The 26,232-nt window shown below is 69.6% G+C and carries 20 protein-coding genes; 18 read left to right on the plus strand and 2 right to left on the minus strand.

The features are described from left to right. Window positions 1-23: 23 nt before the first annotated feature. Window positions 24-776, plus strand: a complete 753-nt coding sequence (locus tag RIF23_RS10030; RefSeq protein ID WP_310912194.1) for a cellulose binding domain-containing protein — start codon at window positions 24-26, stop codon at window positions 774-776. A 531-nt stretch (window positions 777-1,307) separates the two neighbouring features. On the opposite strand, the gene rpmB is transcribed toward RIF23_RS10030, so the two are convergent. Next, window positions 1,308-1,493: a 50S ribosomal protein L28 gene (gene rpmB, locus RIF23_RS10035; protein WP_310912195.1), complete on the minus strand. Its 186-nt coding sequence runs from the start codon at window positions 1,491-1,493 to the stop codon at window positions 1,308-1,310. A 366-nt stretch (window positions 1,494-1,859) separates the two neighbouring features. Between rpmB and recG the strand changes: the two genes are divergently transcribed. From recG to smc, 10 genes are all read left to right on the plus strand, one after another. Beyond that, window positions 1,860-4,109, plus strand: coding sequence for an ATP-dependent DNA helicase RecG (recG, locus tag RIF23_RS10040; RefSeq protein ID WP_310912196.1), 2,250 nt, complete (start codon window positions 1,860-1,862; stop codon window positions 4,107-4,109). Then, window positions 4,106-4,666 carry a 16S rRNA (guanine(966)-N(2))-methyltransferase RsmD gene (gene rsmD, locus RIF23_RS10045; protein WP_310912197.1) on the plus strand — a complete coding sequence of 187 codons (561 nt, stop codon included), beginning with the start codon at window positions 4,106-4,108 and terminating at the stop codon, window positions 4,664-4,666. The genes recG and rsmD overlap by 4 nt, the downstream gene beginning before the upstream one ends. Window positions 4,667-4,698: 32 nt before the next feature. Continuing rightward, entirely contained in the window at window positions 4,699-5,172 is a 474-nt protein-coding gene (gene coaD, locus RIF23_RS10050; protein ID WP_310912198.1) for a pantetheine-phosphate adenylyltransferase, read from the plus strand. Between the two features lie 240 nt (window positions 5,173-5,412). Continuing rightward, window positions 5,413-5,940, plus strand: a complete 528-nt coding sequence (locus RIF23_RS10055; protein WP_310912392.1) for a YceD family protein — start codon at window positions 5,413-5,415, stop codon at window positions 5,938-5,940. Window positions 5,941-6,051: 111 nt separating this feature from the next. Continuing rightward, on the plus strand, window positions 6,052-6,222 hold the full coding sequence (gene rpmF, locus RIF23_RS10060) for a 50S ribosomal protein L32 (RefSeq protein WP_310912199.1): 171 nt from the start codon (window positions 6,052-6,054) through the stop codon (window positions 6,220-6,222). Between the two features lie 209 nt (window positions 6,223-6,431). Then, on the plus strand, window positions 6,432-7,178 hold the full coding sequence (gene rnc / locus RIF23_RS10065; RefSeq protein ID WP_310912200.1) for a ribonuclease III: 747 nt from the start codon (window positions 6,432-6,434) through the stop codon (window positions 7,176-7,178). A gap of 1 nt (window position 7,179) precedes the next feature. Beyond that, window positions 7,180-8,067 carry a bifunctional DNA-formamidopyrimidine glycosylase/DNA-(apurinic or apyrimidinic site) lyase gene (gene mutM / locus RIF23_RS10070; protein WP_310912201.1) on the plus strand — a complete coding sequence of 296 codons (888 nt, stop codon included), beginning with the start codon at window positions 7,180-7,182 and terminating at the stop codon, window positions 8,065-8,067. Between the two features lie 342 nt (window positions 8,068-8,409). Further along, the gene (locus tag RIF23_RS10075; protein WP_310912202.1) at window positions 8,410-8,685 is read left to right on the plus strand and encodes an acylphosphatase; all 276 of its coding nucleotides are present in this window, start codon (window positions 8,410-8,412) and stop codon (window positions 8,683-8,685) included. Between the two features lie 328 nt (window positions 8,686-9,013). Continuing rightward, window positions 9,014-9,205, plus strand: coding sequence for a hypothetical protein (locus RIF23_RS10080; RefSeq protein ID WP_310912203.1), 192 nt, complete (start codon window positions 9,014-9,016; stop codon window positions 9,203-9,205). A 204-nt stretch (window positions 9,206-9,409) separates the two neighbouring features. Then, window positions 9,410-13,006 carry a chromosome segregation protein SMC gene (gene smc, locus RIF23_RS10085; protein WP_310912204.1) on the plus strand — a complete coding sequence of 1,199 codons (3,597 nt, stop codon included), beginning with the start codon at window positions 9,410-9,412 and terminating at the stop codon, window positions 13,004-13,006. Between the two features lie 92 nt (window positions 13,007-13,098). Here smc and RIF23_RS10090 read toward each other — a convergent pair whose 3' ends face one another. Then, window positions 13,099-14,376: an MFS transporter gene (locus tag RIF23_RS10090; protein ID WP_310912205.1), complete on the minus strand. Its 1,278-nt coding sequence runs from the start codon at window positions 14,374-14,376 to the stop codon at window positions 13,099-13,101. 259 nt (window positions 14,377-14,635) lie between these two features. On the opposite strand from RIF23_RS10090, the gene RIF23_RS10095 reads away from it, so the two are divergent. The 7 genes from RIF23_RS10095 (at window position 14,636) to RIF23_RS10125 (ending at window position 26,204) form a co-directional block, all read left to right on the plus strand. Continuing rightward, window positions 14,636-16,393, plus strand: coding sequence for an ABC transporter ATP-binding protein/permease (locus tag RIF23_RS10095; protein WP_310912206.1), 1,758 nt, complete (start codon window positions 14,636-14,638; stop codon window positions 16,391-16,393). Beyond that, entirely contained in the window at window positions 16,393-18,228 is a 1,836-nt protein-coding gene (cydC, locus tag RIF23_RS10100) for a thiol reductant ABC exporter subunit CydC (protein WP_310912207.1), read from the plus strand. Before RIF23_RS10095 ends, cydC begins: the two co-directional genes overlap by 1 nt. A 181-nt stretch (window positions 18,229-18,409) precedes the next feature. Next, window positions 18,410-19,213, plus strand: coding sequence for a hypothetical protein (locus tag RIF23_RS10105; protein WP_310912208.1), 804 nt, complete (start codon window positions 18,410-18,412; stop codon window positions 19,211-19,213). Next, window positions 19,210-22,308, plus strand: coding sequence for a CocE/NonD family hydrolase (locus tag RIF23_RS10110; protein WP_310912209.1), 3,099 nt, complete (start codon window positions 19,210-19,212; stop codon window positions 22,306-22,308). Before RIF23_RS10105 ends, RIF23_RS10110 begins: the two co-directional genes overlap by 4 nt. Then, the gene (locus tag RIF23_RS10115) at window positions 22,281-23,615 is read left to right on the plus strand and encodes a YcaO-like family protein (protein ID WP_310912210.1); all 1,335 of its coding nucleotides are present in this window, start codon (window positions 22,281-22,283) and stop codon (window positions 23,613-23,615) included. Before RIF23_RS10110 ends, RIF23_RS10115 begins: the two co-directional genes overlap by 28 nt. Then, window positions 23,608-24,933, plus strand: coding sequence for a YcaO-like family protein (locus RIF23_RS10120; RefSeq protein WP_310912211.1), 1,326 nt, complete (start codon window positions 23,608-23,610; stop codon window positions 24,931-24,933). Before RIF23_RS10115 ends, RIF23_RS10120 begins: the two co-directional genes overlap by 8 nt. After that, window positions 24,933-26,204 (plus strand): TfuA-like protein, encoded by a 1,272-nt coding sequence (locus RIF23_RS10125; protein WP_310912212.1) that lies wholly within the window; start codon window positions 24,933-24,935, stop codon window positions 26,202-26,204. The genes RIF23_RS10120 and RIF23_RS10125 overlap by 1 nt, the downstream gene beginning before the upstream one ends. Window positions 26,205-26,232 lie beyond the last annotated feature (28 nt).

Raw genomic sequence — 26,232 nt, forward strand, 5'->3', positions numbered from 1 at the left:
GGAACGGGTGGAAGGGCGAGACGATGGCTCGGCACAGCGCGGCGGACGGTGGCCAGGTCAGCCGAGGAGCCCATCGTGCGGGGCCGACCGGCAGCGGGCCGCTGGCCAATCTGACCAACGTTGTGAGTAGCACCACCCCCAGGCGGGTTCGTCCCCCCCGGCCACTGCGCGTGTTCGTGGTATCCGGCCTGGTGTTGAGCCTGCTGCTGCTGGGCTACAGCACAACCCTGGTGAATCTTCGGTTCACGGAACCCCCCGTCGATGACAGTCCCGAAGGCTCGCCCAACTCACAGCTACCCGCGGGTCAACCCTCTCCCGGCGAGGGCGGCTCGTCACCGTCCCAACTGCCATCAGCCCAGGCCCGAGACACCCTGGAACCCGCCCCGAGCAGCCCCACTCCAACCCCTGCGGACGAAGAGCAGAACGAAACGGATTCGCCGAACCAGACAGAATCCGAAACCCATGCGACACCGACCCTCAGTGTGGACTACGGCATGACCGAATGGGGCGAGGACAGCTTCGGCGGTCACCTGATCATCACCAACGGAGGGTCCTCGGCCATCTCGAACTGGGAGATCGAGGTGTCCTTCACCGACGCGCAGCTGGTCGCCGCGTGGGAAGCCGACTGGGAACCGACCAGTTCCGGAGCCCGATTCCAACCGCCCCACTGGCAGGAGGAGCTGGCCCCGGGCGAGTCCACCCGGGTTCAGTTCAGCGCCGAGGGACGGCCACAGACCCCGGAGTGCACGATCAACGGGGAATCCTGCCAGCTCTAGGGTCTGCTTCTTGGGCTTGGGAGCGAGGTTGGGCCTGGCCCGGCGATATCCCCCCCGTCCCCGATCCCGCCGGCTGTCGTGCGGGGGAGCGTGTTCCCCCGCACAGCGGAATGCGCCCCACGGTCACCGCAACCCACCTCCACCGCTGGCCGTCGTGCGGGGGAGCGTCCCGGGAACAGGACACCACCGGCCACCACCAGGGCGCGACGCCGCCGGCGGCCGACACGGTGCGCGCCCCTAACCAAGCACCGTCACCCGCACGTTCCCCGGCGAGTCGCACGCGGGCGTGCCGCTCCAGCCGCGCCGTGGGCGTTGTTGCACGCCCGGGGCGCTGCCCCACCCACGGTCATCGGCCGCCAGCCCAGGCAGTGTGCACAGTGCCGCGCAGTGTACACAGCGCAGTACCACTGAACACGAACCGTATTCCGGGCACGAAAACGGCGCCGCACTCCTCGTGCGACGCCGAAGCCGGATGGGGCACGCGAATCCGCGCCGCAGGCGCGTCGGACGTGCCGGACACGGCCCAGGGACTTACCGGGTCACCCGCCCACTCTTGATGCACGTGGTGCACACCTTCAGGCGGCGCGCGGTGCCGCCCTGCTTGGTGCGCACGGTCTGGATGTTCGGGTTCCAGCGGCGGCGGGTGCGACGGTGCGAGTGGGAAACACTGTTGCCGAACCCTGGTCCCTTGCCGCAAACGTCGCAGACGGAAGCCACGGTTACTCCATTCAGGCACGGGGCGGGATCGGCCAGGCGACCCGACACCCACGGGAAAGTTCTGCTCAGCAAAAATACCGGCGCCAACGGGCCGACCAGGGCAGCCTATCGTATGGTCGCGCGGGATTCGTTCGACCAGTATAGCGCTCCGGTGGGGTGAACCGCACCGGACGGACCGGTCACACCCCGATCGAGCCCAGGTACCACGGCACACCCGGGCCGGCGTCGGGCCCCGGAATCCGCGCGAGGACCCGCCGTCGGGCCCACCGCGGTCTGCGACAGCGCATGGCGACCGTATGCCCACCTGCCGCCCCCTGTGTGGCACCACAGCGTGAGTACCTGCCCACAACACCCTAGGATGCGAACGTGACCACCCTGGATGATCCGCTGCGTGCCGTTCTCGGCGACCGGACCGCCACGGTCCTCGCCGACGCGTTGGACCTGCACACGGTGGGTGATCTCCTTCGGCACTACCCTCGGCGATACGCCACCCGGGGGGAACTCACCGACCTCGACAGCCTGGTCGAGGGCGAACAGGTCACCATCGTTGCCGAGGTTGCCAGCACCCGGACCCGGCCACTGCGGGGCCGCCGCGGGTCGGTGCTGGAGGTGACCGTGACCGATGGCACCGACCGGATCGACCTCACCTTCTTCGGAACACGGGTCGGATACCACGCGCGCCAGCTTCGCTCCGGACAGCGGGGGCTGTTCGCGGGCCGGGTGTCCACGTACCGTAACCGCCGTCAGCTCGCACATCCGGACTACCTGCTCTTGGGCTCCGGGAACGGAGACGGCACCACCGACTCGCCAACGGAACAGGCCCGTAGCTTCGCCACGGAACTCATCCCGGTCTATCCGGCCACCGCCAAGTTGGCCTCCTGGCGTATCGCACAGTGTGTGGAGATCGTGCTCCGGCAACTCGACGACATCCCCGATCCCCTGCCGGAGCACGTGCGCGCGTCCGAGGGGCTACCGGGCCTGCGGGATGCGTTGTATCAGATCCACCGGCCTGCGGAGCAGGCGGATGTGGCCACGGCCCGCCAGCGACTCAAATGGGAGGAAGCCCTGGTGCTTCAGGTCGCGCTGGCCCAGCGCCGGCTCCAGGCCGCGACCGTCACCGCCCACGCGCGGGCTACCGTGCCCGACGGGCTGTTGGCCCGCTTCGACCAGGCCCTACCGTTCACGCTGACCGCGGCCCAGCATCGGGCGGGCGACACTATCGCCACCGACCTCAGCGCTACCGTCCCCATGCATCGCCTCCTTCAGGGGGACGTGGGCTCGGGCAAGACGGTGGTGGCTCTGCGGGCCATGCTCCAGGTCGTGGATGCGGGTGGACAGGCCGTACTCCTGGCTCCCACCGAGGTTCTGGCGCAGCAGCATCACCGGGCCCTGACTCAGCTTCTGGGTCCGCTGGCGCGGGCCGGACAGCTGGACGCTGCGGACCGTGCGACCAGGCTTGGGCTGCTTACCGGGTCCCAGAGCGCCGCCGAACGACGGCGGGAGATGGTGGCGGCGGCCTCGGGAGAGTCCGGGATCGTGGTGGGTACGCACGCGCTGTTGGAGGACGAGGTCACCTTCGCCGACCTCGGCTTGGTCGTGGTCGACGAGCAGCACCGCTTCGGGGTCGAGCAACGCGCTGCCCTACGCACCAAAGCGGGGGACAACCGCCCGCACATGCTGGTGATGACCGCGACCCCGATTCCACGCACGGTGGCGATGACGGTCTACGGGGACCTGGACACGGTGACCCTCGACGACGTTCCGGAAGGCCGCGCGCCCGTGGCCACACACGTGGTGCCGACCCTGGAGAAGCCACACTTCCTGGAGCGGACCTATGCGCGCATGCGTGAGGAGGTGGCCCAACAGCGCCAGGTCTACATCGTCTGCCCCCGGATCGGCGGAGACGAGACCCCCGCCGAGGCGGCCCCCGCAGACGGATCCACCGGATCTGCCGCTGACACCGACGGCGACCCGAGCCAGAACTCCGCAGGCCAGGAACCGCACCGCGCCACCCCACAGGGTGTGGTGGACCTGGCCGACGAACTCGCTGAGGGGCCCCTGTCCGGCCTGCGACTGGCGGTTCTGCACGGTCGGCTTCCCGCCGAGGAGAAGGACGCGACCATGCGCCGGTTCGCCGCGGGTGAGATCGACGTCCTGGTGGCGACGACCGTGATCGAAGTGGGGGTCGATGTGCCCACCGCCTCCGTTATGGCGATCATGGACGCGGACCGGTTCGGGGTATCCCAGCTCCACCAGCTGCGCGGCCGCGTGGGCCGGTCCACGCTTCCGGGACTGTGCCTGCTGGTCACCGCGGCTGCCACGGGAACACCGGCCCGGGATCGCCTCGACGCGGTCGCCCGCACCACGAACGGTTTCCAGCTGTCGCGGGTCGACCTCCTGCAACGCCGTGAGGGCGACGTCCTGGGGGCGGCCCAGTCCGGGCGGCGATCCTCGCTACGGTTGTTGACCCTGGTGGAGGATGAGGACCTGATCACGACCGCGCGTCAGGTCGCGGACCGGATCGTTACGGCCGATCCCCACCTGGAGACATATCCGTCCCTGGCCGCGGCCGTCACCGCGATCCAGGCGGACCCGGAGTATTTGGAGAAGACGTGACCCGGATCATCGCCGGAACCGCGGGCGGTCGCCGGATCGCCGTTCCCCGCGGGGACGGAACCCGTCCCACCAGTGACCGTGTCCGGGAAGCGCTGTTCTCCTCGATAATCGCCGAGCTCGGCTCGTTGGAGGGGCTAGGGATACTGGACCTGTACGCGGGGTCCGGAGCCTTGGGCCTGGAGGCGCTGTCCCGGGGTGCGGCCCGCGCCCTGCTGGTGGAGTCCGACCGGAACGCCGCGGCAACCATCCGACGGAACATCGACACCCTGGGCCTGGCAGGAGCGGAACTGGTGCAGAGCCGGGTTGAGGCGGTGCTGGTACGTCAGCCCCGGGGCGGCCGGTACGACGTGCTGCTCGCGGACCCGCCCTACTCCCGAGCCGATTCGGAGATCGAATCTGTCCTGAACCTGGCGACGGAGTGGCTCCTGCCCAACGCCCTCCTCGTGGTGGAACGATCGAGCCGCGCTGGAGCGGTGCCCTGGCCCGCGGGTTTCCACTCGGTGCGGGCCCGTCGGTACGGCGACACGATGCTTTGGTACGGTCGCGCCGCAGTGTGAATCACCCAGCCCCTGGGAAGGGAGTCCCCAAGGTGCGACGTGTGGTCTGCCCCGGATCCTTCGACCCGGTCACCAGGGGCCATATGGACATCATCACCCGGGCCTCGGCGCAGTACGACGAGGTCGTGGCCGCGGTGCTGAACAACGTGTCCAAGCGCAACCTGTTCGGGGTGATCGAGCGTCTGGACATGCTCACCGAATCCACCAAGCACCTGGGCAATGTGCGTGTGGAGAAGTTCGACGGACTCCTCGTGGACTTCTGCCGGGAGCATGACATCCCGGCGATCATTCGGAGTCTGCGCTCGGTCAGTGACTTCGACTACGAGCTACAGATCGCTCAGATGAACTACCGCCTCTCCGGTGTGGAGACATTGTTCATGACGGCGAACCCGGAGTACTCCTTCCTGAGCTCGAGTCTCGTCAAGGAGATCGCCCAGTACCATGGGGATGTGAGTGCCCTGGTCACACCGTTCGTGGAAGAACGCCTCCGCGAACGCTACGGGTAGTCGCTACGCACGGCCGGGACGATCCGCCGGGATTTGGCTCAACCCCGTGGTAGCTGGCTAAACTCGTGTGTTGGCTGTGTCCACGTTGCGGTGCGGCCAACCGACAACCGTCCACCGGCCCCGTACTGCGGGGTCATCCTGGAAAGCGCGATCACCCTGTCTCCGAGTCCGTCGTCCCATCCCGGTTCCGAAACCCAGCTCAAGGTTGACACCCGGCTGCTGGGCCGGCAACCCGGCTCCATGCGTCAGCTCACCCTGAACGCCGACGCCCCCGAGCACCTGTCCAGTCCGGTGATCGGAGTTCCCACCGGGACGGCGATGAGTGTGGAGCTGCGCCTCGAAGCGGTTATGGAGGGGGTGCTGGTCACCGGAACGGTGACCGCCCCGCTCCACGGCGAGTGTGCGCGCTGCCTGGCCGCTGTCGAGGACACGGCGAACGCGAACTTCCAGGAACTGTTCCACTACCCGTCCGAGGGTGGTGTTGTGGGGGCGAAGGGTGGTTCCGGGGCCGAGGACGACACCGGTCTTGGTGAGGACGACGAAGAGGACTACTATCTTGAGGACGACTGGATCGACCTCGAGCCGGTGGTCCGGGACGCGATCGTGCTGATGCTGCCGTTGTCGCCCCTGTGCCGGTCCGACTGCCCGGGACTGTGTGTCGAGTGTGGGGTACGGCTGGCCGATGCCGGGCCCGAGCACGGACACGAGGAGCGGATCGATCCGCGGTGGGAAGCACTGCGGTCCATCCAACCTCGGGCGGGTGAGTAGCCGCCCCCGCCGGTGGTACTGATCCCAAGAAGTGGCTACCCCGCGCCGTGCGGGGATAGACGACGATAGAGCCCCCGCCCGGGGCGGGGCTGGTCTGAGGAGAGGATTGACGTGGCCGTCCCGAAGCGGAAGATGTCGCGCGCCAACACCCGTATGCGGCGGGGCCAGTGGAAGGCGTCGCGCCCGAACCTGACCACGTGCCAGCGCTGCCGGGAGCCCAAGCTCCAGCACGTGGCCTGCCAGAACTGCGGCACCTACAACAATCGTCGGGTCGAAGCCTGACAGCCGCGACGGGCTCCGTGCCGGTGGCGCGGAGCCCGCGGCTGATGTCACCCGTTCCCGACGGCGCGCCCCAGAGCTACGTCCCGGGGTCGTGGTGATTGCCGGTCCCCTCACCAACACCGGCGCTCACCTCGCCTTCGCGGCACCGCTCCGTGGCGCGCCCTGATGTTCATCAGCGCACAGTCACAAGAGAGGGACACGCACAGCCCGTGGCTACCCAACTGTCGGCCGAAGAAGCCAGGGAATTCCGCAAGGCGATCGGGGTGGATATCGACTCCGAGGTGCTGGCTCGTGCACTCACCCATCGCTCCTACGCCTATGAGAAGGGTGGGCTGCCCACCAATGAGCGCCTGGAGTTTCTGGGCGACTCCGTGTTGGGGCTGGTTGTCACCGACACCCTGTTCCGGGAACATCCCGACCTGCCCGAGGGCCAGCTTGCCAAGCTGCGTGCGGCGGTGGTCAATATGCGGGCACTGGCCGATGTTGCCCGTGGGATCGGGGTGGGGCCCTACATTCGCCTTGGTCGCGGCGAAGAGGGAACCGGAGGCCGAGACAAGTCCTCGATCCTCGCCGACACGCTGGAGGCCCTCATCGGCGCGGTGTATCTCGACAAGGGGTTGGACGAGGCCGCAGAGCTGGTACACCGGCTGTTCGATCCGCTGATCGCGCGCGCCTCCGGAATGGGGGCAGGTCTGGATTGGAAGACCTCGCTTCAGGAGCTCACCGCGGCCCGGGAGCTGGGTGTGCCCGAGTACCAGGTCACGGAGAGTGGGCCGGATCACCAGAAGCGGTTCCAGGCGACCGTGGTGGTGGCCGAACACAGTTACGGTTCCGGTGAGGGCCGGAGCAAGAAGGAAGCCGAGCAGCAGGCCGCCGAAACCGCGTGGCGGACCATCCGTGCTCAGGACTCCACCGAGTCCGTCAGTTCGGCTGACGGCGCCGCCTCCGGGGCCTAGCATGCCGGAGCTTCCGGAAGTGGAGGTTGTCCGGCGGGGTGTGGACCGGTGGCTGGTGGGCCACAGGTTGGATTCCGTACGAGTTCTGCATCCGCGGGCGGTGCGGCGCCACTCGGCTGGGGCGCGGGACTTCGAACGTCAGCTGTGCGGGGTCCGTGTGCTGGCTGCGCAGCGTCGGGGCAAGTATCTGTGGCTGCGGCTGGACTCCGCTGCGCTCCTACTCGTTCACCTGGGGATGAGTGGACAGCTCCTCTTTCGCGCCCCGGACGAACCCGCGGAGCGCCATCTGCGTGCGCGGTTCGATCTGGGGCCGGGCGAGCGGGAACTTCGGTTCGTGGACCAACGCACCTTCGGACACCTCCGGATCGATGATCCGGTGACTGTCGCCTCCCCCCACCCCGACGTGGAAGCGGCGAACACACCGGAGGTCCCGGCGAGTATCGCGCATATCGCCCCGGATCCGCTGGAACCAGCGTTCGACACGGACGTCTTCGCGGCGCGGCTGGCGCGCCGCGGCAGCGGCATCAAGCGGGCGCTGCTGGACCAGTCCCTGGTGAGCGGGGTCGGCAATATCTACGCCGACGAGGCTCTGTGGCTGTGCTCGCTGCACGGGGAACATCCGTGTAACACCCTGACCCGTGCACGGGTGGGGGAGCTGGTGGAAGCGGTGCGTGGTGTGATGTCGGCGGCGTTGCGGGCCGGGGGGACGTCGTTCGACAGCCTCTATGTCGACGTGAACGGTCAGAGCGGATACTTCTCCCGGAGCCTGCACGTTTACGGCCGTGCGGGCGAGCCATGTGCGAGATGTGCCACACCGGTGCAACGGGCAGCGTTCATGAACCGTTCCTCGTTCTGGTGTCCGGCCTGCCAGCCCGTCGGGGCCTGCTAGCTCGGCGCTGGGGTGGCGGCTGCGGTCCCGCGCAGCGCGCGGAGCCCCCGGAGGTGTGTTCCGGGGCTGTACGCGCCACATCAGCGGGCTCGGGCCTCCTCCTACCCTCGCGTAATGCTCCATCGGCCTTCCACACCCCGCGGAGTATTGGGGGTTCCCCCAGTCACCACCACCTCACCTCCACCCCCGCAGGGCACAGGTGGTCCGGCAGCGTGCGCAGGGGGCGGTCCCAGAACCTCCACGGCGAGAATCCACCGGCCCGCACTGAGCCGGGAGGCACAGCAGAGCGAAACCCCGCCGGAGCCGGTACTCGGGATGGCACCGACGCTATTCTGATCGTTGATGGATGAGGTACGGCTGACTGCCTGGGTCCGTGGACGGGTCCAGGGTGTGGGATTTCGCTGGTGGGTCCGCTCCCGAGCCCTGGAGCTGGGGCTTCGGGGAGCGGCGACCAACCTGACGGACGGGCGGGTCGAAATCGTCGCCGAAGGAGGCCGGGAGCCGTGTGAACGGCTGCTGGAGCTGGTGCGGGATGGATCCTCCCCTGGTCGTGTGGACACGGTTCAGGAACGATGGTCTTCCCCCACGGGTAGCCACACCGGGTTCGTGGAACGTTGAGCGGAACTGTATGCTAGGGGTGGGTGTGGTTTGCGGACCGGGCGCTACCGATCCGGCCGCAGATGCGCCACGCCCGTGTGCGCCAGGGAGCGCGCGGCTCGGCGGCCATTCGGTCGCGGATCACCGCACGTTCCCGCCCTGTTCAATTACAGACAGTTACTGCTGTACTGCCCATGTATCTTGACCGGTTGCGGGCGCAATGAGACGCTGATGGTACACCGTGCGCATGTTTGCTCGTCGCCGCATGACGCACGCGCACCGCGTGCGGGTACCGGCGGCGCTTATAGGCGAACCAGGCTCCGGTCTCTCACTGTGGAGGACTCGCATCATGGCGAAGGCTCTGTTTGGCCACGTCGGCGGTCCGGACCCTCAGATGGTCCAGGAAATGCGTCGGCTACAGAAGCGAGTACGTGACCTCGAAGACGAAGTGGGTCGACTTCAGGCACGCAACGACGCGCTTGCCGCTACCATCACCGACGTTGCTGTCAGTTCGTCCGAGCGTGAGCCAGCCCTGGCCTGACGCTCCCGGCCACAACTGAATAGGGACGCACCTACCGATTGTCCGCCGGATCGTCGGGGTCTGTGATCGATGAGGCGTTGACGGCGGCACAAATTTCCTACCGAAATGGTGGGAATCATGGCGCTGTGCCATGATCTCGCACCGCACAGGCGCGGTTCGTGGCACCCTTGACCCGGCATCAGGTTCCGGGGACGAGGGGGCGTCATGTATCTGAAGAACCTCACCCTGCGTGGATTCAAGTCGTTCGCCTCGGCGACGAATCTGCGCTTGGAGCCCGGGATCACCTGCGTCGTGGGACCGAACGGCTCGGGAAAGTCCAACGTCGTGGACGCACTGGCCTGGGTGATGGGTGAACAGGGCGCGAAGTCCCTGCGTGGCGGCAAGATGGAGGACGTGATCTTCGCGGGCACGTCCTCCCGCCCCGCGCTCGGCCGCGCCGAGGTCAGTCTCACGATCGACAACTCCGATGGCGCCCTGCCGATCGACTACTCCGAGGTCACCATCCGACGAACCCTGTTTCGAAACGGTGGTTCGGAGTACGCCATCAACGGGGACACGTGTCGCCTGCTGGACGTGCAGGAGCTGCTCAGCGACTCCGGTATCGGACGTGAGATGCACGTCGTGGTTGGACAGGGGCAGTTGGATGCGGTCCTACACCAGGGCGCGGAGGCGCGGCGCTCGTTGATCGAGGAGTCCGCCGGAATCCTCAAACATCGCAAGCGCAAGGAGAAGGCGCTACGCAAGATCGAGGCGATGCAGGGCAACCTCGATCGTCTCACCGACCTCACCAGTGAGCTGCGACGCCAGCTGAAACCCCTGGGCAAGCAGGCTGAGATCGCCCGGAAGGCGGCCACGATTCAGGCCGACCTGCGGGATGCACGACTTCGGCTGTTGGCCGACGACATCACCACCCTGCGGGAACGACTCGCCCAGGAAGAGGCTGACGAGGCCGCCCTACGGGAACGTCGAGACACCACCGAGCGGGAACTCAACGAGGCCAAGCAGCGGGAGTCGGTGCTGGAACAGCAGGTCACCGAGGCGGAGCCGCACCTGCGCCAGGCTCAGCAGACCTACCACCACCTGTCCCGGCTGTCCGAACGGCTCACCTCCGTAGCCAACCTGGCTGAGGAACGCCAGCGTGGCCTGCGGGAAATGGCACGGGCCGAGCCGGAGGGCGGCACCGGGCGTGATCCGGACCAGTTGGAGCGCGAAGCGGCCGAGGCCCGCGAGCAGGAACAGGAGCTTACCGAGCAGCTCACCGCGGCGCGAGAGGAGCTGGACACCGCCAGCCAGGAACGCGCCGCGGCTGAAAGCGCCCACCAGGCCGAACAGCGGCGGATCTCGGAGGCGGCGCGGGCTCAGGCCGAACAACGGGAAGAGCTGGTCCGACTCCAGGCGGCGGTGGAGTCGGCGCGAAGTCGGGTCTCGTCCGGTGACGCAGAGATGGAACGCCTGGCGAGTGCGGCCACGGAGGCACGGGAACGCGCGGAGACCGCCCAGCAGGAGTACGCGGAGGCCGCAGCGGGATCGGAGGCGAGTGCGGCCGATACTGCCGAACTCGACGCCGCACACGAGGATGCCCAGCAGGTACTCGCCGAGGCCGAGACCGCGCTGGGCGAGGCCCGGGAGGCTGAACGGGCTGCCGAACGCGAACGCGCGGCGCTCGCGGCCCGCAAGGAGGCCCTGGAACTCGGACTGGATCATCGGGACGGGGCGGCAGCGCTACGGGAGGCCGAGCAGCGTTTCCCGGAGCTGCTGGGGCCGGTCGCCGCGCTGGTCCAGGTCGAGTCGGGAGCTCAGACCGCGGTCGCGGCAGCCCTGGGCACAGCCGCCGACGCCCTGGCGATGTCGGGGCCGGACGCTGCCGTGTCCGCCCTGGACTGGCTGCGTTCCCGGGAGGCGGGACGCGCCGGCCTGGTGATCGCCGACGAGACACTGCCGGAGGTGGATCGTTCCACGTGGCCCACGTTGCCGGAGGGGCTGCGCTACGCCGTGGAGGCCACCACTCCCCCGGACAAGTTGCGGGCCGCCCTCACGGTTCTGCTGGACCGGATGGTGCTCGTCTCCGATACCGCACAGGCGCTGCGGCTGCTGCGTGCATATCCCGACCTGCACGCCGTCACCCCGGACGGCGACGTGGTCTCCAGGACCTGGGCCATTGGCGGGGCCGCCTCGGCACCCAGCCTGCTGGAGACGCAGGCCGCCGTGGACGAGGCAGCCGAGCAGCTGGCCGAGGCCGAACGGGCCGCGCACCGCGCGGCCGAGGCACTGGAACAGGCCCGCCAGCATCGGGAGACCGCGGCGGCGCGGGTGCGGGAACTCGCTGCCCAGCGCAAGGAGATCCAGGACCGATCGGGGGCCGTGGCCCGTCAGCTGGGCACGCTGGAAAGCCAGGCGAAGGCGGCAGCGGCGGAGGCCGAACGCTACACCGCAGCGATGGCGCGGGCCGAGCAGTCCCGCGACGCCGATGCGGCCAAGCTCGCGGAGCTGGAGGAGCGACTGGCACAGGCTGAGGATGCGCCGCAGGGGGACGAGGCCGCCGAGGAGGCGAGCCAGCTCGGCGAGGAGCTGGCCGAGCAGGCGGCGGCCGCGCGGGCGCGCGAGACCGAGGCACGGCTGATGGTGCGCACCGCTGAGGAGCGGCAGCGGGCCATCGCCGGTCGGGCCGACTCCTTGGAACAGGCCGCACAGGAGGAGCGTCGGGAGCAGGAGCGCAGTGCGCAACGGCGGCGTCGGCGTGCGGAACAGGAACGCCAGGCCCGGGACGTGGCCGAGGCGGCCCGGATCGCGATCGAGGCGATCCAGCGGTCCCTGGAACATGCAGAGCAGGAACACCAGGCCGCCGAGCAGGCCGGGGCTGCGCGCAACGCCGAGCTGTCCACTGCCCGTACGCGGGTGCGGGACCTGTCGGTGGAGTTGGAAAAGCTGGTCAATTCGGCGCACGGTAGTGAGATGGCGCGGGCCGAGCGCCGTTCCCGTCTGGAGGCGTTGGAAACCAAGGCCGTGGAGGAGCTCGGGATCGAGGTGGAGCCCCTGCTGGCGGAGTACGGTCCCTCGGTGCCGATTCCTCCCGAGCCCGACGCCGAGGAGGGCGCGGACGGCGAGCCGCCGGTGCCCATCCCGTACGTGCGTGAGGTGCAGGAGCGCCGAGCCAAGGACGCGGAGCGCAAGCTCAAGCAGCTCGGCAAGGTGAACCCGCTGGCGTTGGAAGAGTACGCCGCGATGGAGGAGCGGCACGCCTACCTGTCCACCCAGTTGGAGGATCTCAAACAGACCCGGCGGGACCTCCAGACGGTGGTCAAGGATGTGGACGACCGGGTGCAGCAGGTGTTTTCCGATGCCTACGCGGACGTGTCCCGGGAGTTCACCACCATGTTCTCCCGCCTGTTTCCCGGAGGCGAGGGACGTCTGGTACTGACCGAGCCCGAGGACATGCTCAACACCGGGGTGGAGGTGGAGGCCCGCCCGCCCGGGAAGAAGGTCAAGCGGTTGTCGTTGTTGTCGGGCGGAGAGCGGTCGTTGACGGCGGTGGCGTTTCTGGCCGCGATCTTCAAGGCCCGCCCCTCCCCGTTCTATGTCCTGGACGAGGTCGAGGCCGCGTTGGACGATACGAACCTCCAGCGGCTGCTGGTGATCTTCGATGAGCTACGGGCGGGCTCCCAGCTCATCGTCATTACCCACCAGAAACGCACGATGGAGGCCGCGGACGTACTCTACGGCGTGACCATGCAGCAGGACGGGATCTCGCACGTGATCAGCCAGCGGCTGGAGCGCCAGCAGGAACAGGACTCCTCGGAGTGAGCCAACCCCGCCCGCGCCCGCACGGGAGTGGATGCTCGCGTGCGAGCGCGGGTGCGGATAGCCGGGCGGGGCGGAGAGCGCTCCCTGCGGGCTCACTGCTGGGGGTGAGATTGTCCATCGGAGGCGGGGGTGAGGGCTCCCCGGTGCAGCGCCAGGAGCCAGGCAACGCCCGGCAGGGCCATGAGGACCCCCAGAGCCAGGAACAGGATTTCGTGGCCGTAGGTGTCCAGGATGTAACCGGAAGCGAATGCGGACAGACCCAGTGCGGTGGTGGCGGTGGCCATCCACAGGGACATCACTCGTCCGCGGTGGGCGTTGCCGGAGTGTGCGACCAGAGTGGCGGTGGCCAGGGGGTTGTAGACCACCTCGGCCAGGGCGGCCGTCCCCCACAGTGCGAGTGCCACCCAGGCCAGACTGGGTAGGCCCAGTGCCGCAGCGGTAATGCCCTCGGTGATGCAGGAAAGGCCGAGTACCGTCATCTGGTGGCGCGGGGTGAGCCGTTGCAGCCACGGTGCGGCCAGCAGCAGGGTGGTGGCGCCCACGACGCCCTGCACGCCGTAGAACCAGCCGGTTCCGCCGTCACCGAGGTTGAAGACCTGGAGGGCGAGGTAGGTCATCGCGGTGATGAGCCCCCCCAGCCCCAGACAGAACACGAACTCCATGGCCAGTAGGGCGCGGATCACCCGGCTGGCGTAGGCGACGCGGAGGCCATCGGCCAGGGACCGCAGGGCTCCCGTGTGTTCGGTCCCGCCCCCACTGCGACTACCGGCGGTAACGCGGACGGTGAAGTACACCGACGCCGCGAAGGACACGGCGTTCAGCACGAAGGCCCACCGCCAGCCGAGTAGCCCTACTGCGGCGGCGCCGGCCATTCCGCCCAGGGCCTGGAGAAGTAGCCCGTTGATCTGTACGGCCGCGGAGTACAGCACGTACTCGCGGGGCTGTACGAGGGTGGGCATCCAGGCGTTGCGGGCGGCCTGGAAGACGAAGCCGGTGGCGGCCGAAGCGAAGGCCAGGGGGTAGACGAGCCAGAGCGTTGCCTGGGAGTCCGCCAGGAGGTAGCCGAGCGCGAGCAGGGCCAGGACCAGGTCCGCGACGATCATAATGGTGCGTCGGTCGAACCGGTCGGCGAGGACACCACCATAGGCACTGCCGAACAGTCCGGGCAGGTAGCGCAAGGCGAGCATGGTTCCAGCGGCCAGTCCGGAGCCGCTGTGGTGATAGATCATTGCGAACGCGGCGACGGCAGTGAACCAGCTGCCGCTGACACTGACGAGATTGCCCAGCCACAACAGCCGGAAGTCGCGGTTGCGGGCCAGGAGCTGGGGCAGGGTCTGGGCCGTGGGTGGGGGCGCGGGTTCGGCGGTCATGCCTCGCCATACTAGCTAATGATTATCATTTTCGTTCCTGAGGGCGAAGCCCACGCGATCCCCGTGCCCCGCGCCCCCCATTCCCCCTGCGAACGACTCCACACGCCCACCCCTGACCCCCTCCTGCCGCCACTTCCACGCGACTGCTCGTCGACGAGCACTCCCCCGATTCCGGAACGAACCACCTCATATTGACAATGAAAATCATTATCACTACATTGCTTGGCGGTCAGGACGGATCACGAGGGGAGGAGCCGCGATGCTGGTACGCCGCAGGTTGCTGCGCTTCGTCCGGCAGAGCGCCCCCAGCGTCCTCCTCACCGTCGTGCTCGCACTCGCGGCCGCCGCCTGCGCCTTCGGCCAGGCGTTCGCGGTGGCCGCGGCGCTGCACGCCGCAATCACCGGCTCGGGCGATGCCGTGCGGGCGCTCGCGGTGTTCGCGCTGCTCGTACTGGTGCGCTCGGGACTGCTGTGGGGGCGGGACCTGGCAGCTCGCAGCACCGCCGAGAACGTTAAACGCCGGGTGCGCTCCCGGCTCACCGCCAAGCTCGCCGAGCTCGGCCCCGCCCACACCGTGACCCATCCGGCAGGCAGCACGCAGACCACCCTCGGGGACGGGGTCACCGCCCTCCAGGGCTATGTGGGTTTCTACGTTCCCCAGCTGGTGGTGAGCCTGCTCGTACCCGCGGCCGGCGTCGCCCTGCTCATGTGGATCGATCCGGCGGTGGGATTCGCCGTGGGTCTGTGCCTCCTGGCCGCTCCCCTGTCCCGACGCCTGTGGGGCCGCATCCTCGGGGAACGCGGACGTCGCCACTGGATGGCCTATGAGAACTTCGCCGCCCGCATCATGGACGCTCTTCAGGGCATGACCACCCTCACGTCCCTGGGAGCCGGTCCCCACTACGGCCAGCGGCTGCGCCGGGACGCCGAGGACCTCTACCGCGCCACCATGGGAAACCTGGCAGCGTCCAGCTCGGTCTACATTGCGACCGGATTCTTCTTCACCGCGGGCACCTCGGTGGCGGTGGCGCTCGCGGCGGTGCGCACCGCACAGGGCCACCTGGACGCCCTGGCACTGCTGCTCGTCCTGTGGTGCAGTATCGAGTGCTTCCGCCCGCTGCACGAGTTGCAGAACTACTGGCACGAAGGATTCACTGGCCTGTCCTCGGGCCAACGAATCGTGGAACTACTGGACACCGAGCCAGTGGTGTCCACTCCCCGCACTCCGGCACAACCACCGAACGCGCGGCAGGTCGCCACCGGCGTCGAACTGAGTCTGACGGACGTCACCTTTACCTATCCGGAGGCGATCCGACCAGCAGTACACCGCGTGTGGCTGCATGTACCGGCCGGTTCCACCCAGGCGATCGTGGGCCGGTCGGGAGCCGGAAAGTCCACCCTGGTGCACCTACTCACCCGCGTATTCGACCCAGACCAGGGGCAGGTGTGCATCGCCGGAATCGATCTGCGGAGCCTGGACCCGGCCGACGCACGTGGACTGACCACGGTGGTCAGCCAGGACACCTACCTCTTTCACGGCACCGTCGCCGAGAATCTTCGCATCGCCCATCCTTCGGCCAGCGACGAGGAACTGTACAGCGCGGCCCGGCGGGCCCGAATCCACGAGTTCGTGCGCTCGCTGCCCCAGGGCTACGACACGGTACTCACCGAACGCGCCGCCGATCTCTCCGGTGGTCAACGTCAACGAATCGCCATCGCGCGCGCCCTGCTCAAGGACGCTCCGGTCCTGATCCTGGACGAGGCCACTGCCAGTGTGGACGGGGCCACAGAGGCACTGCTGAACGAGGCGTTGGCGGAGCTTCGCCAGGGCCGCACCACTGTGGTCATCGCCCACCGCCTGTCCACGGTTGTCTCCGCCGACCAGATCGCGGTCCTGGACGAGGGTCAGGTGGTGGAAAACGGAACCCCGGCCGAACTGGCCGACCGGGATGGGTACTGGTCCCGTCTCCGGGCCGCCCACCGGGAGAGCCACCACGCCCCGGCGGGGAGCCACTGATGTCGCCCACCACTCCGGCGCACGCTCCAACACCGCGCACTGATCGACGCATCCTGGTCGGGCTACTGCGCACCCTGTCCGGACACCGCCGTGCCTTCACGCTGGCCGTGCTGTGCGGCGTGGTGAACCAGGGTGGCGGCATCGCCGCCACCACCCTGGCCGCAGTCCTGGTGACCCACGCCCTCGCCGGAGCGCCACTCTCCCAACTGCTGCGGCTGACGGTACTGGTCACCGGCCTGGTCCTACTCAGCAGCCTCGCGAACTGGCTGGAGACGTGGATCTCGCACGAGCTGAGCTTCGCGATCCTCGCCGAGGTCCGGATGTGGATCTACGATGCGCTGGAGCGGATCGCACCAGTGGGGCTCAGCCATCGCCGTAGCGGGGATCTGGCCGACACGGCGCTGAATGACGCCGAAAGTCTGGAGATCTTCTACGCACACACCTCTATCTACATTGCGGTGGCCGCCGTGGTGCCGCTGGCAGCGGTCGGGACCATGGCGGCCTTCGCGCCCACGCTCGCCGCGGTCCTGCTGGTGTGGCTGATCGCAGCGCTGAGCGTGCCCCTGTGGCTACGCCACGCCGCCCACCGGCACGGTCAGCGGCTACGCCAGCGCAGTGCCGAGCTCCACACGGAACTGGCTGACCTGGTCGCAGGCCTGCGCGAGCTGTCCCTGTTCGGCGGGCTGGAACGGGCACGCCAGCGCGTGGACACCGCCACCGCCGAACTGGCGGCCGCCGAACGTGCCCAGTCGCTACGGGGTGGCTCCGAACAGGCCGTGCTGGGCCTCCTCACCGGCGCGGGAGCGGCCAGTGTCCTGGCGGTGGGGCTGTGGCAGAGCGGCCAGCAGCCGCAGCAGCTGCCAGCGTTGTGGCTCGTGCCGCTAACGGCACTCGCCACGGCCGCATTCGGCCCGGTGCACACACTGCTGCGGGTGACCCGGGTGTGGGGAGTCACCGCCTCGGCTGCCGGTCGTGTGTTTGACCTGCTGGAACAGCCGGCCCCCGTCGCCGACACGGGAACACGCACCCTGGAGGAGCGCTCTGCGGTGCACGTGCGGATGCGGGACGTGACCTTCGCCTATCCCGGCGCACGCCATCCAGCCGTGAGCGAGATCGACCTCCACGTTGCGGCGGGTACGACCCTGGCCATCGCCGGGCACAGCGGGGCGGGCAAGTCCACGCTGGCGCACCTGCTGCTACGCCACATGGATCCGGATGTGGGCAGCATCCACCTCAATGGCGTCGACCTACGCGAACTGCCCCGTCGCGAAGTACCCCGCCTCGTCGCCCACGTGGACCAGGACGTATTCCTGTTCCACGACACCCTCGCGGAGAACCTGCGCCTGGCCGCGCCCGAGGCCAGCGAACAGCAGCTCCGCGAGGCCTGTGATCGCGCCCGCGTGACCCCGTTCCTGGAGCAGCTTCCCAACGGGCTGGACACCGTGGTGGGCGAACGCGGCGCCGCACTGTCCGGTGGGCAGCGCCAGCGCGTCGCCATCGCCCGTGCGCTGCTGCAAGACGCACCGGTGCTGGTTCTGGACGAGTCCGCGAGTCAGCTCGACGTCCTCAGTGAACGAGAGCTGGCCGCGGCACTGGCCTCGGTGCGCGCGCAGCGCACCACCCTCCTGGTCGCGCACCGCCTGTCCACCCTGTGTAGCGCAGACCGGGTCGCGGTGCTGGAACACGGGCGGCTGGTGGACTGCGCTGCACACTCCGAGCTGTATCGCCGGTGCTCGGCCTACGCACGTCTCGTCGATGCCCAGGTCGAGGCCGTCGAACTACAGGCCCCGGGCCGGGAGTCGGTCCGGTCGGTAACGAGAGAACACAGGAGGTGAATCCCATGAAGATCAAGTCCCTGAAGGTCAGCGCCAGCAACAGCGCGCTGCACTCCGCGAACCACGCGGTGACCTACGCGCGGGTGGCCTGGAAGTAGGCACACCCCGCACCGGGTTCGGGCGCGGTCCTGTCGCGCCCGAACCCGGCTGGTGTCCATTGTTACGTGAAAGTGACGGTGCCATGAGTGGCGACTACGGGCTGTGCTGGAGTCCGGGAACGTCCCGCATCCCGCACGGTGACGGCTGGCTGGTGCACACCCCCGACGGAGAATTCCTGGAGCTGGAGCCCGAGCCGGGGCGGGAACACGTACTGCGTCGGCTGCTCACCGATCCCCCCACCAACGCGGAGGCCGACGCAGAGACGCGCGAGCTGTTGGCGGCCTTGGGCGAGCACGGGCTGGTGCGTGCTGCCACCCCGCCCCGCCAGGCACGGGTGGGTCTCACCGGGCAGGGGCCGCTACGCGCGGCCGTGGCGCGGCTGCTGGCCGACGATGGGGCACAGGTGGTCCCGCTGGCCGACACCCAGACGCGACAGCTGCGGGAGGTCGATCTGCTGGTGGCCTGTGCCGAGCAGCTGCCGGACCGACTCTGGTGCGAGCTGGACGAACGCTGTGCCGAGCTCGGGCTGCCCTGGCACCGCGCACACGGCGAAGGGCGGCGCTACTTCGTAGGGCCCCTCACCGACGGCCCGACCACGGCTCGTTATGGCGACCTACGGCTGCGGCGCCTGGCCGCCAGCCAGAATCCCGAGGAGCTGCACGCCCTGTGGGCCTGGCTGGACGCGGGTAATGAGCCCACTCCCCACCACGACCCGGCCGGGGCCACACTCGCCGCCGCGCTCCTGGTGGCCGACATCCGGGCGTGGCGCGAGGGGCGGACTCCCCCCGGCCGGAATGTCCAGTTCGGGGTGGACACCGAGGACGGAGAGGTGCGTCGGCATCCGGTCCTGCCCATACCGGCCGACCTGATGCGGGAGGCACCGTGACCGAGACCCTGGCAGCAGTACCGGACAGTGTGCGGTCACTGGCGGATCTTGCCGACAGCCACCGGATCGCGACAACCGTGACCATGCGGGACGGTGTTGCGCTGTACACCCAGGTTGTGATGCCGGCCCGGTGTCCCGCCGCGGCGGTGGTGATCCGTACCCCATACGGATGTTCCTCCGCTGCCGCGGAGACGGCCGTGTTGGTCGCGGCCGGGTTCGCTGTCGTCGTGCAGGACCTGCGTGGCCGCGGCGACTCTGGGGGCTGGTTTCGCCTGGGCGCGGATGAACGGAACGACGGGGTGGACACCCTGGACTGGGTGCAGGCACAGTCCTGGTGCGACGGGACGGTGTTTCTCGCGGGCACCGGCTACGCCGCGTTCGCCGCCTGGTGTGCGGCCGAACACTCCGCGGTGGCCGGCATTGCCAGTCGCCAACCGTGGCCAGCCCTCGGGCCGCCCCGGCTGGATGAGCAACTATGGTGGTACACGGACATACTCGGACCCGCCGGTGCGCACGGACGCTGTGCGCTCGGAACGTACGAGCGGACTCTCGCCGAGCAGCCACAACTGTACACGTGGCACCACGCACGGGACCTGCCCGAGCACTGGCCGTACCCCCTTCCCTCCTGGCCACCGCGGCCCAGTAGTCAGCACGCCGCCGCACGATTGTTGGCCCGCCGGGTGCGCCACTCCCGCCTACCCAGTCTGCACCTGGGCAGCTGGCTGTGCCGCACCGCCGGAACAACCCTACGCCTGGCCGCACTGGCCCGACACGGCCGAGAGGAATCACCAAGCCCGGCGCAGGGACACACCGCCGACGCTTCCAGAACCGAAACCGCATCCCCACCCCCGGAGTGGCCACGCGGCACCGGTGCCGCCCCAGGCGAGGCGATCACCACGGACACGGTGATGGGCGCCTGGGCGGATCCGGTCACGCACCGGCTCCAGGAGGACTGTGCCCTGGACGTTCCCGCAATGCCGGACCCGAACCTGGTGCTGTGCTCCTGGCTGGAGGCACGCCGCGCCGGCCGGCCCTGGCGGGAGTCCCGCCGCTGTCTGGTACTCGGAGTGAACCGGTGGGTCGACACCGACCCGGTGTTGTTGCGCCAGGCCCGCAGCATCGCGCACCTGGCCCCCTTCCCGGGGGCTCCCACCCGCGTCTGCCACGACCCAACAGACCCCTATCCCGCACTGCCGCACTCTGCGGACCTCAGCACGCTGGACCACCGTGTGGACGTGCTGCGCCTGGAGGTACCCGACGCTCCTCCCTGGATCGGGGCGGCCACGCTGACCGTGGGGCTGGGCACGGATTGCTCCGTGGAGGTCGTCGCCACACTGGTGCAGCGGCACGCCGACGGGCGCCGCACCGTACTGGCAGACGCCACCACTCCCCTGACTGCCGGGACCCACCGCGCCGAGTTCCGCCTCTCCCCCGTGGCTGTGGCCGTGCCTGCGGGCCAGCGGCTGGAGGTGGAGGTGACCGTGGGCCGGTACCCGCATTACTGGGGTGGTGACCAGCCGACGGTACTGACACTGGAACCGGCATGCGCATCCCCGCGGCTGGACGTACCACCCCTGCCCGCACCACCCGAGTCGGCGGCAACCGCTGTGGACCGGGGCGACGCCGAAACCGCGCGGCACGATCTGATGGTCGACGCGCGCACTGGCGTGCTGCGGTCGGTGGATCGGATCACCCCCGAAGAGTGGTGGCCGTCGGGGCTGCATGTCTACACGGCGTCGGTGGCGGCGATCGGGGACCATCTGCCCTGGCCGGCAGACCTGGTAGCCACCGGCACCGCCTTCGACGACCCGCGGCAGGCCCGCATTAGCGCCATCGGAGAAGCCATCGAGCGCTACAGCGGCAATTTCGTTCCCGACACGCTGCGCCGCGCCAGCTACCGCGAGCTCCTGGCCGCAGGACAGCGCGCTGTGAACCCGCACGACCTGGCCCTGTACTCGGCACGTCAGTACGCCACCCCAGGTTTTCCGTTCGTGGCCGTGGAAGCCGGAACGCGCGTGCTTTGGACCGCGGGTCGAGAGCTGCATCCGCAGGTTGCGACCCGACCCGACCCATCCTCCGATCGGGACGGGACGGGTGGCCCCGGTGCCGGCGAGGCCACCGCCAGCGTGTGGGTTCCCGCCGCGTTGGTGTATCCCGACTTCGCCACCCCACCGCGCCAGCACGAGCCGCTGACCAACTATCCGATGCTGGCCGGGATCGCCGCCGGCTCTGGTCGGAACCACGCCCAAGCCGCGGCGTTGGAGGAGATCATCGAACGCGATGCGACGGTGATCTGGTGGGCCAATGCGCTGCCGGCTCGGCCCGTGGACATCACTGGCACCAGCGCCGAGGCCGTACTGTGCCCCGACACCGCTCGCGGCCCGGGCTGGTACCGCGCGCGGGGCGCCACCGGCGAATGTGCCTACCGGGTCATCGCACTACCCACCGTGTTCGATGTGGCGGTGCTGGGCGTGCTGGTGGACGACCCGCGTCACGACATCACCATGATCGGATTCGCGGCTCGTCCCGATCCGGCGCAGGCGGTGGGCAAGGCCCTGGCGGAAGCAGTGACCCTGCGTCGCTACCAGCTGGGCCTTCTCGACCCCGACGGCGATATCTGGCGGCTCGCCGGTGGCGGACAGATCAACGGGGCGGTGTTCCACCCGCTGCGGGAGGACCGGCGCTACGCCGACAGCTACCGGGATGACTACCGGGATGTGGTGGACCTGGCCTGTCACGGCCAACTGTGGCTGGATCCGCGCATGCGCCGCCACCTGGGTCCGGCCACCGCGAGTAACGAGTTGGTGCATCTGACTGAGCTTCCGCACCACCACGGCGACCCCCGACAGACCTACCTGCGCCAGCTGCGCCGGCAGGGAATTCGCGCCTACGGGGTGGATCTCACAACCGCCGACGTCGCCGCGGCCGGATTCCGGGTGGAGCGGGTTGTCGCTCCCGGGGCGTACTCGAACCCACCGGCGGCTTTCCCTCTGTGCGGCGGTGACCGCCTGTACCACGACCCCGTGACGCTGGGGCTACGCACGCGACCCAGCCGGGAGGAGGAGCTGTGCACGGTGCCCCTACCGCACGTGTGAGTGCGGTCGACGATCGCTGCGGGCTCGTCCGTGAGGTACGCATGCAGCGGCTACACGGCCGGCTGTACTCCTGCTTCGCCGACCTGGCCGACGCCGACCCCTTCGGGATTGCGGCCGGCAACCCCACCGTGGCCGGCGCCGACTGGCACGATCCCGACCAGGCGCAACGCAGGGCCGTGGGGGAAGCTCTCGAGCGGTACTGCGCCACCCAGATCCCCACCGACCGGCTGGTGTGGGGCCGGTGGACGGAGCTGACGGGGGCCGTGGACCCGAACATGCAGGTGCTCTACTCCGCCACGCAGCGAAACCGCCCCGGATTCCCGTTCACCGGGCTGCACCGCGACGCCGAGCACGCCTGGACCCGCGGCAGTGACCCGCAGGGACGCGGAGTGCTCGTACCCGCTGGCCTGGTGTGGCTGAGTCCCGGACCGCACGCCGAGTTGGCGGGGCGGCCGACCAATCTTCCGATCGCCGCCGGACTCGCCGCCGGCCCCGACCCGGCCAGCGCGGCCACCACCGCCGGGCAACGCCCGGAGCGGGCTCCGGGAGATTCGGGGGACCCCACTCGCACGGCGGCCCTGGCTGAGCTTGTGGAACGCCACGCGCTGGCCACGGCCTGGCTGGCCGGTTCCTCGTTTCCGCCCCTGTCCGGGCCGGAGCTCGGTCCCGGCCCGGTTCCGGGGGTGCGGCTGGCCTGGCACCAGGTGCCCAACCGGTGGCGGGCCCCGGTGGTGCTGTGCAGCGCGCACGGGGACGACGGAACCCTCGGCGTGGGTTGCGCCCTGAAACCGGCTGCCGCGGATCCGGTGGCCACCGCGGCAGCCGCCTCCGCGGCCGAAGCGGTGCAGGCCCTGCACACAGTCCGGCTGGTCACAGCCGGCGTCCCCCAGTGGGAACAGCCGGTGGGGCCACTGCGGCCCCACCGGCCGGACCGGGAATACACCGCTGCCTACGCCGCGGACGGCCACGACATCACCGACCTGACCTGCCATCTCCAGCTGCTGGCCGACCCCGCCTACGCGGCCCGAGTCACCCGCCGTCTGACGTCGGGGCCCAGCACTGGCGCGCCCACCGGCCATGGCTGGTCCCCACAGCGCCAGGACCTGGAGCGTGTCCTGCGCGCCGATGGCCTCACCCCGATCACCGTCGACGTCACCACCAGCGATGTCTCCACACTCGACATGCGTGTACTTCGCGTGCTTGTCCCCGGGCTCCGTTCCACCACGCCCGGGGCTTTCCCCCAACTCATGGATGGTATTGACCCGCTACCCGCCACGATCGAGGCCACAGTGATCCCCCTTGCTTGAGACCACCACCCCCACCCGGGCGCCGTGGCTGGACGACCGGCCCGGCCCGAAGCACCTGCACCACGGCACCCACCGCGCCACCAGCCTGGAGGAGACCCACCGCCGGCTCGCCCCAATGCTGCACCGGCACGGCGTCACCCGCATCGCCGATATCACCGGGCTGGACCTGCTCGGGATCCCGGTGGCCACCGCGGTACGGCCCAATTCCCGCAGCCTGTCCGTCAGCCAGGGCAAGGGGCTGAGCTGGGAGGCCAGCTGGGCCTCGGCGGCGATGGAGGCGATCGAGCATGACCACGCTGAACGCCCGCGGCTACCGCTGCACTTGGAATGCACCGTCGACCTGGACCGGGTGGTCGAGCCGTGGCGGCTACCCCGGCCACCCGGCCACAGCATCGACCCCGAACAGCCGCTGCTGTGGGTCCCGGGCGCGCGCGTCGCCGACGGCGCCCCGGTGTCCGTTCCGTTCGAGGCGGTGAGTCTGGACCTCACCCTGCCGCGGTCGTTCCTCGCAGGGGGAATCCACCGGGACTCCAACGGACTCGCCGGGGGGAACACCCACCTGGAGGCGGTACTGCACGCCCTGTGCGAGCTGGTGGAACGCGATGCCGCCGCACTGTGGGACCTGCGGTGCAGCTCCAAACAGGCCGCGACCCGCATCGACGCCGCCACGGTCACCGACGCGCAGGCACAGTGGATGCTTTCCGCGTTCGCCACGGCCGGGGTGGAGGTCGCCCTCTTCGACATCACCTCCGATATCGGCCTACCCACCGTGTTGTGCCACACGGTGGACGCCGAACCGGACCCGATCCGCCCACTACCACCCGCCGCGGGAATGGGGGCCCACCCCGTAGCCGAAGTGGCGCTCCAGCGGGCAATGACGGAGGCGGCCCAGAGCCGATTGATCGCGATCTCGGGGGCACGCGACGACCTCACCCGCGCCGAGTTCGCCGCGAGCCTCGACGTGGGGGCGGCCGTGGAGCTCCGGGACGCACTGCGGGCCACCGCCGCCCACGCCCGGCCATGGAACCCGCAGTGCGGCCAACGCAATGACAACCTCGCCGCCGACCTGGACTGGCTGCTGGCGGGACTGCGTCGGGCCGGCCTGGCCGAGCCGGTGGCTGTCGACCTCACCCGCCCCGACACCCAGATTCCGGTGGTGGCGGTGGTCGTCCCTGACCTGGAGGGGCCCGGTTCCGTCACCGGCGCCGAGACCGAACCCGGTCCCCGTGCACGGGCGCTCGCCCCGGCCCACCACAGCGAGGCCAGCGCCACGGCGGGGCTGGACGGCCCGAACCCGACCGATACGGAGGAGGCGTGATGTCCACCGCCGTGGTGTTCCTGGGCCCGAGTCTGTCCCGGGAACATGCTGACGAGGTTCTGGCCGGCGCCGATGTCGAGCTGCGAGGGCCCGTAGCCCAGGGGGACCTTGCCGAGCTGCTGGCACGCCCCCGCCGCCGGCGTCCGGGCTGGATCGGCATTGTCGACGGGGTGTACGAGCGGGTCCCGGCGGTATGGCACAAGGAGATCCTGTGGGCGCTGGATGAGGGCGTTTCGGTGGTGGGCGCCGCCAGCATGGGTGCGTTGCGCGCAGCCGAGCTTGCGCCGTACGGAATGCGCGGGGTGGGGGTGGTCTACGAGCAACTGCGCCGTGGCCAGCTGCGGGCCGACGACGAGGTCGCCGTGGCCCATCTGGGGTCCGAGGAGGGGTATCGCCCGGTCTCAGTGGCGTTGGTCGACATCCGGGCCACCCTCGACCATGCCGCCGAGGCAGGGATGGTCTCGCCGGAGCAGGCACGGTCCCTGTCCGATGTGGCGGCCCGGCTGCACTATCCCGAACGCACCTGGCCACAGCTGCTCGCCGCTGCGGGCACCGGGGCGGCCCCGACCGGCGGTGCGGCCGTGGCCCGGTGGCTGCGCCGGCATACGGTCAGCCGTAAAGCCGAGGATGCCGAACTACTGCTCCGCCACGCCGCTGAGGGAACACTGCCACCATCGGAGGAACCGCAGTGGTCCTGGCGGCTGTCCCGAACCGAACAGTGGCGTACCGCCCGGCCACCCACCAGTGGCGGTAGCAGGCTGCACGAGGCCCTGGATCTGGTGCGGCTCCGCGGTGGCTGGCCGGAGCTGGAACGCGCGGCCACCCTGCGGCTGCTGGCTGTGCAGGCACAGCGGGAACTGGGCCAGCGTCCCACCGGGGAGGGAGCCGCGGCCTGGGTGGACCAGATCCGCGCGCACGTTCCGGAGCGGGACCTGGCGGACCTGGATTCCGAGACACTCACCGAATTCGCCGCAGATCAAGCCGCGCTCGTGCAGATGTGCCAACGGCTGCCTACGGAGGTAGCCACGGCCGCCGCGGACACCCTTCGCCTCCGCGGACAGCTCGCGGACCTGCTGGAGGAGGTCAAGGCGAGCGCGGAAGCCGAACCCGAGCGACTCGACGCCCGGGCCGAGGACAAGCTGATCGCCCGCTGCGCCCACCGGGCGGGCCTGCCGGCGGACACCGACCGTACACAGTTGGCGAGCCAGCTCGGATTCTCCGGGGTGGCGGCGTTGCGCCGCGCCGTGCGCCGGCACGCCAACCAGCTGTGACCCGATAGGCAACAACGAGGAGAACCCG

The organism is Lipingzhangella rawalii, assembly GCF_031628175.1.
Classification (GTDB): domain Bacteria; phylum Actinomycetota; class Actinomycetes; order Streptosporangiales; family Streptosporangiaceae; genus Lipingzhangella_A; species Lipingzhangella_A rawalii.

Coding starts and splice junctions, on each gene's coding strand:
- RIF23_RS10075 (WP_310912202.1), top strand. CDS start 8,410: ATGGATGAGGTACGGCTGACTGCCTGGGTCCGTGGACGGGTCCAGGGT.
- RIF23_RS10125 (WP_310912212.1), top strand. CDS start 24,933: ATGTCCACCGCCGTGGTGTTCCTGGGCCCGAGTCTGTCCCGGGAACAT.
- RIF23_RS10090 (WP_310912205.1), bottom strand. CDS start 14,376: ATGACCGCCGAACCCGCGCCCCCACCCACGGCCCAGACCCTGCCCCAG.
- mutM (WP_310912201.1), top strand. CDS start 7,180: ATGCCGGAGCTTCCGGAAGTGGAGGTTGTCCGGCGGGGTGTGGACCGG.
- cydC (WP_310912207.1), top strand. CDS start 16,393: ATGTCGCCCACCACTCCGGCGCACGCTCCAACACCGCGCACTGATCGA.
- RIF23_RS10105 (WP_310912208.1), top strand. CDS start 18,410: ATGAGTGGCGACTACGGGCTGTGCTGGAGTCCGGGAACGTCCCGCATC.
- RIF23_RS10055 (WP_310912392.1), top strand. CDS start 5,413: ATGCGTCAGCTCACCCTGAACGCCGACGCCCCCGAGCACCTGTCCAGT.
- RIF23_RS10080 (WP_310912203.1), top strand. CDS start 9,014: ATGGCGAAGGCTCTGTTTGGCCACGTCGGCGGTCCGGACCCTCAGATG.
- smc (WP_310912204.1), top strand. CDS start 9,410: ATGTATCTGAAGAACCTCACCCTGCGTGGATTCAAGTCGTTCGCCTCG.
- RIF23_RS10095 (WP_310912206.1), top strand. CDS start 14,636: ATGCTGGTACGCCGCAGGTTGCTGCGCTTCGTCCGGCAGAGCGCCCCC.
- RIF23_RS10030 (WP_310912194.1), top strand. CDS start 24: ATGGCTCGGCACAGCGCGGCGGACGGTGGCCAGGTCAGCCGAGGAGCC.